Below are 12,873 nucleotides of genomic sequence, written 5' to 3' on the forward strand. Positions count from 1 at the left end.
AAGGCAAAACTGGGTCGCTAATCCCTGGTCGCCGCCTGTTGTAACGTCACCAAGCAACGCCGGGAAAGTGTGCAACGGTTTTCCCGGCGCGTTCAATCGTCTTTGATCAGCACGATCTTCGCCGGATCGAAATCGATCCCGACCATCGTCCCTTCCGCCACGGCGGGTGTGACATCAGGCGATGTCGCGAACAGTTCGACCGCCGGATCGCTGATCGCGATCCGGTATTCCATGTGGTCGCCGAGATACGAGCTCTTGACCACCTGGCCCTTCATGGTGCCCGCTGGCTGGCCGGGCAAGATTCGCACGGCATTCGGGCGCACAGCGAGCATCGCCGGTCCCGGAGCGTTACCGCGACCCGGCATGTCGAGCAGCAAGGGTCCGACCTTGACCCTTGCACTGGTCGCATTGCTGGAAAGCACCTCGACGTCGAGCAGATTGGCGTCGCCCATGAAGTCGGCGATGAAACGGTTGGCCGGCTCGTTGTAGAGGTCGCGCGGCGTACCGTCCTGGGCGACGCGAGCGGCGTTCATGACGATGATGCGGTCGGAGACGGCGAGCGCCTCTTCCTGGTCATGCGTGACATAGACCATGGTCAGCGCCAGATCTTGCTGCAGGCCGCGGATTTCGTCGCGCACCCGCCGGCGCAGCTTGGCGTCGAGATTGGACAGCGGCTCGTCGAACAACAGCACCTTCGGCTCCAGCACGATAGCGCGCGCCACCGCGACGCGCTGCTGCTGGCCGCCGGACAATTCGCTCGGCTGGCGCTTCTCGTAGCCGGACAGGCCGACAAGCGACAGCTTTTCGGCGGCGCGCTCGGCTGCCTGCGCCTTGCCAAGCCCCATCGCCCGCAGGCCGTAGCTAACATTCTCCATCACGTTCATATGCGGAAACAGCGCATAGGACTGGAACACCATGGAGACATCGCGCTCAGCGGCGGACAGCAAGGTGACGTCCTTGTCGTCGATCAGGATGCGCCCGGTGCTGGTCTGTTCCAGTCCGGCGATCAGCCGCAGCGTCGTCGTCTTGCCGCAACCCGAGGGCCCGAGCAGCGTCACCAGGCTGGCCGGCGCGATGTCGAAGCTGACATTGTCGACGGCGATCACCGCGCCGTATTTCTTGGTGACGCCCTCGAACCGCACGGCCGGCCTGTCCGTGACAACCGGGGCAGCATTCTTCGCCGTCTGATCCACGCCGCTTCTCCCCATCAGATTGCTGCCACAACGGCTTCCGGACCAGGCCGGCGCCGGCCGAGCCGGCGTTCGCCGACCAGCAGCTGGATGCCGATCAGGATGACCATCATGACGACGATCATCACCGCCGAATAGACAATCGCGATGCCGTATTCGCCGACATCTGCGCGCCCGACAATGTAGACCGTGGCAAGGTTGAACCGGCCGCTCGCCAGGAAGATGACGGCGCTGACCGCCGTCACCGCGCGCACGAAACTGTAGATCATCGCGGTCACGATCGCCGGCTTCAGGATCGGCAGGATCACCCGCCGCAAGGTAGCAAAAGACCGCGCCCCAAGCGTCAGCGATGCCTCGTCCAGGCTCTTGTCGATCTGGCCCAGATTGGCGAGCCCGGCACGGATCGCCACTGGCATGTTACGGAAGATGAAGGAGATGACGATGATCAACCCGGTACCGGTCAACTGCACCGGCGGCACGTTGAAGGCAAGGATATAGCTGACGCCGATCACCGTGCCGGGAATGGCGAAACTCATCATGGCCAGGAACTCGAACATGGTACGCCCGGCGAAACGCTGCCGGTCGAGCAGATAGGCCGTCAGGATGCCGAGCGCCGCGGTGAACGGCATCGCCACCAGCGCAAGGCCGATGGTCATCAGCAGCGACGGCCAGGCCGAGCCGCTGAAAAACCAGCCATTGACGCCTTTCTCGATCGAAAAGGCGGTGAGGAAATATTGGAGCGTCGGCGTGTTGTCGCGCCCGATCGATTGCACGAAACCGCCGCCCAGGATGATGCCGTAGACCACGATGGTCAGAACCAGCCACGGAACGACGGCGGCGTAGCAGCCGATCCGCAAGGCCTTGGGCAGCGTCGCCGGTACGCCGCCATCGCCCTTGCCTGCGACGGTGACGTAGCTGCGGCTGCCGATCCAGCGGCGCTGGATGACGAAGGCTGCCAGCGTGAACATCAACAGCACGATCGCCAGCACCGCCGCGCGACCCTGGTCGTGCGCCGCGCCAACCACCGCGAAGAATATATCGGTCGACAGCACGTTGAAATTGCCTCCCAGCACCAGCGGATTGGCGAAATCGGCCATGCTCTCGATGAACGAGATCAGGAAGGCGCTGGCCAGGCCCGGCCGGATCAACGGCCAGGTGACGGTGCGAAACGTCCGCCAGCGGCTGGCGCGCAAGGTCTGCGACGCCTCCTCCATGCTCGGGCTGACCCCTTGCAGCACGCCGACCAAAACCAGGAAGGCGATCGGCGTGAAGGCCAGCACCTGCGCGATGGTGATGCCGGCCATGCCATAGATCCAGCGGCTGCGCGGAATGCCGAGATGCACCGACATGAGGTTGGTGACGATGCCGGCGCGGCCGAACAGCAGGATCAGCGCCAGGCCGATGACGAAGGGCGGCGTGATGATCGGCAGGATGGACAGGCCGCGCAGCAACCATTTGGCCGGCAGCTTGGTGCGTAGCGCGATCAGCGCCAGCGCTAGGCCGAGCGCCGTGCAGAAAAAGCCGACGAGGACTGCGATCGCCACCGTGTTCCACGCCACGCCGCAGGAGCCCTCGCCATAGAGGCAGCGCAGGCTCCATATGTTGGCGCTAAAGATCTTATCGAAGAACAGCGCCGGCACGACATTGCCGTCATTGTCCTTGATGGCCGAGGTGAGGATCGACAGCAGCGGATAGGCGACGAACAGGATCAGCGAAGCAATCACGATTGAGAGCGAGCCGACGACGAAACGGTCGCCCTTGCACCATCCCCGCGCAGCGAGCGCCTCGGCGATGAACATCAGCATCGCCACGGCATAGAGCGCCGCACCCCAGCCGAGCCCCGGCTGTATCGGTCCCGGCGTGCCGGCGACCTGGGTAAGCAAGCCAAATCCCCAGCCCGAATGGATGATGGAAAAGCCTTCGATGGCCAGCCACAGCAGGCCCGCCGCGCCTGCAACCGCCAGGCTCTTGGGGTTGTTGCGCGCCACCAGCCAGCTCGCCAGCAGAAGCGGCAGGATAATCGGCAACAGCCAGGGCCGGCCACCGAGCGCCAGCATGATGGCCGGCGTCGCATCCGCCGGCTGTGCCAGCCAGTCGAACGAAAGGAAGCCGCCTTCGACCTTGTACCAAGGCAAGAGCACGAAGCTCGCCCACGCGGCCATTACCCAGGGGAGCGCGCTGCGTCCAGGAGCGGAACTGACCATGGAACCGGCCGCGGCCATTCAATGTCTTTCTGTTGCCAAAGGACGGTGCGCCAGCTGCCGCGAAGGGCAGCCGGCGATCAGATGCTAGAGTGAGCGCGAAAGAACGCGCTCAGCCGCCATTGCGGACCTCGTCGGTGAACTTCTTCAACAGCCGCTTGCGTTCGGCCGACGAGCCGTATTTGGCGAAGTCGTAGTCGATCAGCTTGATCTTCGAGAGGTCCGGCGCCTCGGGCGGCACCGGCGTGGCGGTGTTCGACGGGATCTGGAAGCTGCCGTTCGGCGCCGCGAGCTTCTGCGCGTCCGGGCTCAGCGCCCAGTCGTAGAATTTCTGCGCCTCTTCGGCATGCTTGGCGCCCGTCACGATGCTCATCGAACCGATCTCGAAGCCGGTGCCTTCGCAAGGCGACACCACCTTCACGGCAGGGTTCTGTTTCGCGGCATTGATCACGTCGTGCTGGAAGGAGATGCCGATCAGCGTCTCGCCCTTGCCGACGGCGAGCGCCGGCGCAGCCCCTGCCTTGGTGTATTCGGCGATGTTCTTGTTGAGCTGCTTGAGATAGTCGAATGCCTTGTCCTCGCCCATCAGCTGGACGATGGTGGCAAGCATGGTCCAGGCCGTGCCCGATGAATTCGGGTCGGCCATCTCGATCTCGCCCTGGAATTCCGGCTTGACCAGATCGGCCCAGCACGCCGGCGCGGTCAGCCCGCGCTGCTTCAGATCTTCCTCATTGTAGCCATAGCCGAGCGCACCGAGATAAATGCCGACCGTGCGGTTCTTCGACCTGTCGGCCTGCTTCAGCGCCCAGTCGCGCAAGTTTGCCAGTTGCGGCGACTTGTATTCCTGGGTGAGGCCCTCTTCCGCCGCCTGCAGATGCGGGTCGCCGGTGCCGCCCCACCAGATATCGGCTTGCGGATTGTCCTTCTCGGCCCGGAGGCGGGCGTAGATTTCGCCGGCGCTCATGCGGGTCATGTCGACGCTGACGCCCGTCTCCTTCTGGTAGGTGGTCGCCATCGCCCGGCACCAGGCCTCGTCGACGGCGCAATACATTGTGAGGCTGCGGTCGGCCGCCTGGGCGGCACCCGCCAATCCGAACATGGCCAGCGCCGCGCCAAGGCCAAGCCAGGCGGCGCGCAAGCCTTGCTTACTGTCAAATGTCTTCATCGATATTCCTCCCTGTCTTCTCACTGGAAACGATCTACCCGTCGTCGAGCGGCACTCCGATCACCTGGGACAATGTCGCCGCGACACCGGGTGCTGCCGCAAGCACGGGATTGCCCTTCGCCATGCCGTCGCCGTCGAGGAACCGGTTCACCCGGCCGCCGGCCTCCTCCACCAGCAGCAATCCGGCCAGGCAGTCCCACGAATTGATGTGCAGCTCGGCATAGGCATCCGAGCGGCCGTCGGCCACATAGGCCAGCCCAAGCGCTCCGGAGCCGGAGCGGCGTACATTGGCGCCGAGCGCCCACACCAGGCTCACCTTGTCGAGATACTCACGGTTCGGAATCCTCGGCGACCAGCCGAACTCCACAAAGGCACGGTCGAACGCTTGCGTCGGCGAAACATGGATCGGCGCGCCATTGCGTGTCGCGCCTTGCCCGCGACGGGCAAAATACGTTTCGCCGATGGCCGGATTGGCAATGCCGCCGATCTCGCTGCGGCCGTCCTCGACGAAAGCTATCGAAATGCAGAAATGCGGAATACCGCGCATGAAATTGGCGGTGCCGTCGATGGGGTCGACGACCCACATGCGGGCAGAGCCGATGCCACCGCCTTCCTCGCCCAAAAACCCGTCCTGCGGAAAAGCGTCTGCCAGCGTCGCGCGGATGTGCTCCTCGACCTTACCGTCGGTTTCAGTGAGAAAATCCTGCGGGCCTTTCATCGCCACCGGCTGGACGGCGCCCTGCCGGGCATAGCCTTCCATCGCCAGTTGCCCGGCCGTGACAAGCAGTTTCCGGCAGACCTCGGCACGCCTGTCCATCTCGGCCTCGGACAGCCGGTCCGCCTTCGGATGCGCCGCCGCCCTGCTCATGCAGCCGGTCCGGACAGTCGCGCCCTCAATGCCGTCTTCGGCGAAATGGACAGGGTATTCCTCCGATGCCACTCTTGAGCCGGCTTGTATTGCACGGCTGTGCAAAGCTGTTGCATTCCGCCATGCCTGTCAAGTGCGGTGGGTGGCAATGGCAGAAGAGTTGCATTACATTGCACGGGCGTGCAAAGAATTACGAAAACAGCAGCGAGAGCGTTCGCTTGACGGTTCCGAGAATCCGCACCGGTTTTTCCAGCGCCCAGCAGGTTGCCGACCTCGCCGGGGTTTCGCGCTCGGCCGTGTCACGTACCTTCACGCCCGGCGCTTCCGTTTCCGGGGAAACCCGCGAGCGGGTGATGCTGGCGGCCGAGCAACTCGGCTATCACGTCAACCATCTGGCTCGCGGCCTGATGCGGGCTTCGACCGGCATCGTCTGCCTCATCGTTGCCGACGGCGACACGCCCTATCATGCCCGCCTGCAGAAGGCGCTGACCCAACATCTGCGGGACGCCGGCAAAATGGCCATGGTGTTCAACACCTCCGGCCCCAGCCACCATGTCGACCAGGCGCTGCGCAACACGCTGAACTATCGCGCCGATGCGAGCATCGTTCTGTCCGGCTCGCCGCCGCAGTTGCTGATCCGCACCTGTCTTGAGAACGGCCAGCGGCTGGTGCTGATCAATCGCGATGACCGCTTCGACGGCCCGCACAATATCGGTGTCGACAACGCTGCAGCCGCAGAGGCAGCGCTGCATGCCTTCATCCGGGCCGGCTGTACCCGCCCCGCTTTGGTGACCTCGGCTGCCGGCACGCCCAGCCTGCTCTCCCGCGAAACCGCCTTCCTTACCGCCGCGCAGAAGGAAGGGCTGGAGGTGACCGTGTGGCGCGAGGGCCGCACCGGCTATGCCACCGGAGCCGATGGCGCCAGGCGACTCTTTTCCGGCCGGCAGCGGCCGGATGCGGCGTTCTGCGTGACCGACCTGATTGCGTGCGGCTTTCTCGATGCGGCCCGCCACGAGTTCGGCATCAACGTACCCCGCGATCTCTGCGTCATCGGCTTTGACGACATTGAACAGGCCGACTGGGCCTCTTACCGGCTGACGACGTTCTCGCCGCCGATCGAGGAGATCGCCAGGCGCGCCGTGCGGCTCGCGACCGGCGCGCGGGAGGAGGCTGGCAGCCGCCTGATCTGCCATGCGCCCATGGTCTGGCGCAGCACGGTGAGGCCGGGCCAGGGCTGATGCGAAACATGTGTCGGTCAAGACGGGAAACGTACTGATGTCCAAGAAAAAGGCCAGGAAGACCCGCCAGGCGGCAAGACCGGTGGAGATAGCTGTAGGCCCCGAAATCCGGAGCATGATGCGCAAGTTCGGCCTGACCGAGGAAGAAGCACTGCGCATGATGCGCGAATGCGATGCCACCCTCTATGGCGCCAACTCCGGGCACGTGCAGCCAGGATCTTGACGGCCCGCCAGGCGCGAACGGAATTTTAATGTAAATCAAGCGTAATCCCGACCGTTAAAATGATGCGTATGTGTTGGGGTTGCGCATGCCGGAATATTCTTTCTTCATCCGCTCGATCCGGATCCGCTACATCTCGGGATTGCTCATCTTTGCGCTGGCTTCCACCGCGGTGATGTTTGCGCTCAATCGCGTCAATTCCTTCCGCCACGACATCGACGCGCTGAGCAGCAATCTCGTCGTCTTCACCCGCGACCTGCGCAACGCCTCCAGCTTTGCCGAAACCGCCAGCACGACCTGGCGCACCGAAACCCGTGACGGCCTTGCCGCCGCAGCGCGCGGCCATTCGCAACGCCTGACCAGCGAGATCGAAACACTGTCCGCGGAGTTGGCCGCGATCAAGCCGAGCCTGTCGGCCAAAACGCTGGACGAACTCTCGTCGGCCGCCGTCAACGGCGACCTGTTCTGGTCGTCGCGCGACATCGTGCGCAACTTCAACCTGATGTCGGCGGCGCAACAGACCGACGAATGGAGTTCGCGCGAAATCCTCAACCAGAACGACCTGTTCGTCCAGCCGATGCTGGTGCGTGTGCGTACCGCCATGGATGGCGAACGCCATCTGGCCGACGCCTCCAGCGACAGGCTGCTGTTGTGGGCAAGCGGCCTTCTGTTCGCGGTTCTTGCCATCGTTGCCCTCTGGATCTTCCGGCCGATGGAAAATGCGATTCGCCGCGCCTTCACCGAATCCGCCGCATCCTTGTTCAAGGCCGAAGCGGCCGACCGCGCCAAATCGGAATTCCTGGCCAATATGAGCCATGAGATCCGCACGCCGATGAATGGCGTGCTGGGCATGGCCGAACTGCTCGCCAAGACCGAGCTTAACGCGCGCCAGAAAACCTTCACCGAAGTCATCGTCAAGTCCGGCAATGCGCTGCTCACCATCATCAACGACATCCTCGATTTCTCCAAGATCAATGCCGGTCAGCTGACGCTCGATCCTGCACCCTTCCGGCTTGCCGAAGCGGTCGAGGACGTGGCCACACTGGTGTCGGCGCGCGTCGCCGAAAAGAACCTCGAGCTGATCGTGCGTGTCGACCCGCGCCTGCCTGCCCATGTCGTCGGCGATGCCGGACGGTTCCGTCAGATCGTCACCAATCTGCTCGGCAATGCGGTGAAGTTCACCGAGAAGGGCCATGTGCTGATCGATGTCGGCGGCGAGGTGGTCGACGGCATGGTCCAGCTCAAGGTCCGCGTCGAGGACACAGGCATCGGCATTCCTGCCGAGAAGCTCGAGAACGTGTTCGAGAAATTCGCGCAGGTCGACGGCTCGTCGACGCGCCGCCATGAAGGCACCGGCCTCGGCCTTGCCATCGCCGCCCGCCTCATCGACCTGATGGGCGGCAAGATCGGCGTCGAAAGCGAGATCGGCCGCGGCTCGGTGTTCTGGTTCGCCGTGCCGCTGCCGGCGCATCAGCAGGACACGCGCAACGAGATCGTGCCGGTCGATGTCACCGGCGCCCGCGTGCTGGTCATCGACGACAACCCGGTCAACCGCGAGATCTTGCTGGAGCAGCTCAGAAGCTGGAGCTTCGACTGCGCGGCCGCCGAAAGCGGCGCCGTCGGCCTCGCCTTTCTAGACCGGGCCAGCCAACTCGGTGCTGCGGTCGACTGCATCATCCTCGACTACCAGATGCCCGGCATGAACGGCGCCGATGTCGCCAAGGCGATTTCCGCCGACAGCCGTCTCTCCGCCATCCCGGTGGTGCTGCTGACCTCGGTCGATCAGGTCGATTTCGGCAAGATGGTCATCGATTTCGGCATCGCCGCGCATCTCACCAAGCCGGCGCGCTCGGCCATCCTGCTCGGCACCGTCATCTCGGCCATCCAGAAAGCGCGGGCCCAGATCGGCAAGGCCCAGTTCGTTCGCGAGCCTGTTGTTCCGCAGGCGGCACCCGTGACGCCACCCGCCTTCACCGTCATTCGCGGCCCGGCAATTCCGGCGGCCACAGTGCCTGAATCGATCGCCACGCCAAACGGCCCGATCGATATTCTGATCGCCGAGGACAATGACGTGAACCAGCTGGTGTTCGGCCAAATCCTCAATGGGCTTGGCCTCAGCTACCGCATCGCCAGCAATGGCCGCACGGCCGTTGAGATGTACCGGGCGCTGCGGCCGAAGCTGATCCTCATGGACGTCTCCATGCCGGAGATGAACGGCTACGAGGCGACCCGCGCCATCCGGGCGGCGGAGGCAGCGAGTGGCAATCACACACCAATCATCGGCGTCACCGCTCACGCACTGAAGGGCGACCGCGACAAATGTATCGAGTCCGGAATGGACGACTATCTGCCCAAGCCGGTGTCGCCCGACCGCCTCGGCAGTAAGATCGGCACATGGCTCAGCGAAACGGTCACGGTAAAGAGGGCTTGATCAAATCGCCGCGTCCAGACGATAGCGGTGCATCCAGTCGAGACTGGTCTCGTCGGAGAGCTTGGCGACGCCCGGCTTTACGTCGGCGGCATTCGGCGCCGGAACGCCCAGGGCCTTGCAGATGGATGACAATGCCGCTGCCGGATCGGCTGACAGGCGCTCATAGCCGATGCGCAGCGGGACGATCCCCTGCTCCGCGAACCAGACATTCCAGCCCGCGTCATAGGCTTCGAGTTCGGCAAGCTCGCGCTGGATCCGCTTGAAATCGTAGCGGGGTTCCTGCGGCGGTGCGACCCGTTCGATCTCGGTTCCGTCGGGCGCGATGTGCCAAAGCCCAGTCTGCTCGGCCTTGATCAGCGACACCGCCTGCGCCAGCTTGTTTTCGCGCGAAAGATGGATGTAGAGGATCCGGCCGAAGGCCTTTTCAAAGCGTGCTTTGTCCGATGGCAGGTCTGGGTAGATCCGGTCGAGGATGGCCGAGAGTTCACCCAGGTTTTCCCGCATCAGGCGCAAGCCGAAGACGCCTGTTCCGCCCCTTCCCGCGCTGATTGCCGCACCGAGATAGGCGACGTCGAAATCATGCGCGCTCATCGTCTCGGGATGCGGCAATTTCCACTCTTCGGCCCATTCCGCTTTGTCCTGCCGCCGGTAGAATGAGTGCGGATCGCCGGCTGTTTTCGTCGAGGCCAGAAGGCCGCACAGCAAAGTGCTTCCGGTTCTCGGCGTGCCGCAGATTATGTAGCCGTCAAGCATCTGGGACTCTGTCGCTTGTCATGGATTGGGCTAACCCCGCCAGGGCGCGGTGACACGCGCGCTTCGCGAAAGGCTCCAGTCTAGCCGCGCCGGAAGGGATAGAGGAATTGCTGCCAGTATCCGTTCGGAACGGGATGTCCGTGAATGCCGTAGCCGTTCGGCCAGCGCCCTTCGGGCATATGATGGGTGCCGAACAGCCGGTCGAGCAGCGGGAAATGGATGGCGAAATTTACGTCGATCGCTTCTTTTTCGAGGCCGTGATGCCAGTGGTGGTAACGCGGCGACACCAGCACCTTTTCGACTGGACCGAAACTGGTTCCGATGTTGGAATGGATGAACGACGAATAGACGTAGACGATCAATATATACGTCTGGATAGCCGATTCATCGAACCCCAGCACGAACATCGGGGTGGCCGTCAGGCTGCGCAGCACGATGATTTCCAGGAAATGCATGCGCGCACCGGCAATCCAGTCCATCGACTTGGCGGAATGGTGCACGGCATGGAACTTCCACAGCCAGGGAATGCGATGAAAGGCCCGATGCACCCAATACTGGGCAAGGTCGGTCAGGAACATCACCGCCAGCAGTTGCACCAGCCACGGCAAGCCGTGGACCCAGGCGCGCACCGAACCAAGGGCGCCCTGTGAATTGACGAAGTTGGACGGCGCCAAGGTCAGGTAGGTCAAAATCTGCACCAGCAGCGACGAGACCAGATAGTAGAACAGGTCCTCGCGCCATTCGTCGCGGAACACGGTCTGATCCTTGTTGCGCGCGAAAAGACGTTCGAGCGGGACGAACAGCACACCCATGAACAAGGCGTTCAGGATGAAGAAATCGAGCCCGAAGAACACCCCGTCGATGTGCAGTTGATGGCGCACCGGAAGCATGCCGACCAGCGACGCCAGCAGCACAGTGAACATCGCTGCCGCGCCGAGCGTCTTTTGCCTGCGCAGCGTCATGCTGAGGATCGCCAGGATATAGCCGGAGATGAGGACGAAATAGAGCACCGGCTTGAAGAACAGCATCTGGTGGATGGGGGCCAGATCCGGCATCGATGTAAGCGACGGGTAGCGCAGCACGATGACCATCAGCAGGGCGGTGACCCCGGCAAGCAAGCCAATCGAGCCGGACAGCCAGCCAGAACCGAACGGCCGTTTGGCGCGCGGCGTTTCAAGTTCACTTACAACGCGTCTAAGGAAATTTGCCACCGCCCCCTATGCCCCGCCTTTTTGACGATCGCAAAAAAGCTCTCGTCGGAGATATCGACCTCTTTTGCTACAGCAGGGCTCATTAATATTTAATCGCCACGACCCTGCACATGACGGGTGACTATCGCTTTTGGGCGATTGGAAGAGCCATGATTGCAACAAAAGAACACCGGCCACTATAGTCGGAATCTTTCCTGGATGCGACGGGCGCATTCAAGCGGCGTCAGCCGGCTGGTGTCGACTTCGAGGTCGTAGTCCATGCCCTTGTGGACGCGTCCATATTGCCAGCGCGCCAGGCCAGGCAGCCTGTCGGCGCGCGCGGCCTCGCGCGCTTCCAGCACCTCCAGCGGCGCCATGACGCCGACCAGATGCAGGTCAAAGCTCGACAGCAACTTGCGGTGCTCCGCTATCTCGTCATTGAAGATCACGTCGTCGACAATGAGATTGTTGCCTTGCCCGGCCATGGCGGCGATGGCATGGCGCATGCCGCGCATGGCTCGCGCGCCGACCGGCCCGCTCCTGATCACCACCGACGGCTTGCCGTCTTCCAGCACGGTCTCAAAGGAAAACCCGTCGGCATGATCCTGCAGCGCCGGCGGCAGCATGTCGATGAAAGCATCCATCTGGACATGCAGGAAGGGCTCGGTGGCGATTGTTTGCAGCGCCCTGGCGATCGAGCTTTTGCCGGCGCTGCCGACGCCATTAAGCAGGACGATTTTGGCCGTCATGTCGCCCCCTATCGGTTGCGCACGACGATACAGGCGCCGCCGACGCTTTGCAGTTTCTGGCAGATGACGTTGGCGGCGGCACGGTCGTCGACGCCGATCCTGACGGCGTAGATGCCGCGTCGGCCGATCGGCGTGCGCACCCGGCTGACCACCGGGTCACGACCGGAAAGCAGCGCCGGAAACCGGCTCCTGACCCTCAGCCACTGATTGATCGCAGCTCCCCTGCGGAAATTGCCGGCCACCTGGACGCCCCATGGCTTCACATTGATCGAGGCCATCGCCACGGTTCTGGACATGATCACCGGCAGCTTGCGGCAGGCGACGGGAAAGCTGGTTTTCGCGTCGAGCGGCTCGATCGTTCCGGCGTAGGCGCTGTCGGAGAACTTGTCGGCCGGTTCGCCCATGATGTCGAAGACGTAGCTCTCGGTCTCCATGGGCAAGAAGCCGCCCGAACCCAGCCAGCGCGAAACGCGGCTCTCGCCGGCATTGTAGGCAGCCGCCGCCAGGCCGAGATTGCCGAAGCCGGTCTTCATTTCGGCGAGATATTTCGCCGAAGCCGGGATCGCCTGGTCGATGTCGAAAGGATCGGCCAGCCCGCGCATCTTGGCGGTGCTCGGCATGAACTGGGCGATCCCTTCGGCACCGACCGGGCTAACCGCATTGGGATCGAAGCGGCTTTCTTTCCAGATCAGCCGGGCGAAGTAATCCTTCGGCAGGCCGTTCCGCTCGGCATGCGTCTCGATCAGGTCACAGACATGGCCGATCAATCGTTTCGCCGCCGAGCGCGATTGCGGTGGATCGGCAAGCGCCTGTCCGGCACTCAGCCCGCAGAACAGGATCACCCCGGCTTTGAGCAGCCCCCGCATGG

At 63.4% G+C, this 12,873-nt stretch carries 11 protein-coding genes; 3 read left to right on the plus strand and 8 right to left on the minus strand.

What is annotated here, in order from left to right; all coding sequences use genetic code 11:
* Window positions 1–92: 92 nt before the first annotated feature.
* The 4 genes from X728_RS148480 to X728_RS148465 form a co-directional block, all read right to left on the minus strand.
* Window positions 93–1,193: an ABC transporter ATP-binding protein gene (locus X728_RS148480; RefSeq protein ID WP_050589925.1), complete on the minus strand. Its 1,101-nt coding sequence runs from the start codon at window positions 1,191–1,193 to the stop codon at window positions 93–95.
* Window positions 1,194–1,207: 14 nt separating this feature from the next.
* On the minus strand, window positions 1,208–3,394 hold the full coding sequence (locus X728_RS148475) for an iron ABC transporter permease (protein WP_050589926.1): 2,187 nt from the start codon (window positions 3,392–3,394) through the stop codon (window positions 1,208–1,210).
* A 109-nt stretch (window positions 3,395–3,503) separates the two neighbouring features.
* Window positions 3,504–4,556: an ABC transporter substrate-binding protein gene (locus tag X728_RS148470; RefSeq protein WP_023727596.1), complete on the minus strand. Its 1,053-nt coding sequence runs from the start codon at window positions 4,554–4,556 to the stop codon at window positions 3,504–3,506.
* A 34-nt stretch (window positions 4,557–4,590) separates the two neighbouring features.
* Window positions 4,591–5,424 carry an inositol monophosphatase gene (locus X728_RS148465; RefSeq protein WP_031198040.1) on the minus strand — a complete coding sequence of 278 codons (834 nt, stop codon included), beginning with the start codon at window positions 5,422–5,424 and terminating at the stop codon, window positions 4,591–4,593.
* A gap of 218 nt (window positions 5,425–5,642) precedes the next feature.
* Between X728_RS148465 and X728_RS148460 the strand changes: the two genes are divergently transcribed.
* The 3 genes from X728_RS148460 to X728_RS148450 all read left to right on the plus strand — a co-directional run bounded on the left by X728_RS148460 (window position 5,643) and on the right by X728_RS148450 (window position 9,313).
* Complete coding sequence (locus tag X728_RS148460) at window positions 5,643–6,662, plus strand: substrate-binding domain-containing protein (RefSeq protein WP_031195645.1); 1,020 nt, start codon at window positions 5,643–5,645, stop codon at window positions 6,660–6,662.
* 37 nt (window positions 6,663–6,699) lie between these two features.
* A complete protein-coding gene (locus X728_RS148455; protein ID WP_023684018.1) occupies window positions 6,700–6,885 on the plus strand; it encodes a hypothetical protein in 186 nt (61 codons plus the stop codon).
* Window positions 6,886–6,970: 85 nt separating this feature from the next.
* Complete coding sequence (locus tag X728_RS148450) at window positions 6,971–9,313, plus strand: response regulator (RefSeq protein ID WP_023715041.1); 2,343 nt, start codon at window positions 6,971–6,973, stop codon at window positions 9,311–9,313.
* Here the strand turns inward: X728_RS148450 and X728_RS148445 are convergent, their stop codons facing one another.
* From X728_RS148445 to X728_RS148430, 4 genes are all read right to left on the minus strand, one after another.
* Window positions 9,314–10,066 carry a Stf0 family sulfotransferase gene (locus X728_RS148445; RefSeq protein WP_023715042.1) on the minus strand — a complete coding sequence of 251 codons (753 nt, stop codon included), beginning with the start codon at window positions 10,064–10,066 and terminating at the stop codon, window positions 9,314–9,316.
* A gap of 80 nt (window positions 10,067–10,146) precedes the next feature.
* Window positions 10,147–11,277 carry a sterol desaturase family protein gene (locus X728_RS148440; protein ID WP_023690062.1) on the minus strand — a complete coding sequence of 377 codons (1,131 nt, stop codon included), beginning with the start codon at window positions 11,275–11,277 and terminating at the stop codon, window positions 10,147–10,149.
* Between the two features lie 176 nt (window positions 11,278–11,453).
* Window positions 11,454–12,005 carry a chloramphenicol phosphotransferase gene (locus X728_RS148435; protein ID WP_023690061.1) on the minus strand — a complete coding sequence of 184 codons (552 nt, stop codon included), beginning with the start codon at window positions 12,003–12,005 and terminating at the stop codon, window positions 11,454–11,456.
* A gap of 8 nt (window positions 12,006–12,013) precedes the next feature.
* Window positions 12,014–12,871 (minus strand): lytic transglycosylase domain-containing protein, encoded by an 858-nt coding sequence (locus X728_RS148430; RefSeq protein WP_023832024.1) that lies wholly within the window; start codon window positions 12,869–12,871, stop codon window positions 12,014–12,016.
* Between the last annotated feature and the right edge of the window lie 2 nt (window positions 12,872–12,873).

Source organism: Mesorhizobium sp. L103C119B0 (assembly GCF_000502235.1).
In the GTDB taxonomy this organism is placed as follows: Bacteria; Pseudomonadota; Alphaproteobacteria; order Rhizobiales; family Rhizobiaceae; genus Mesorhizobium.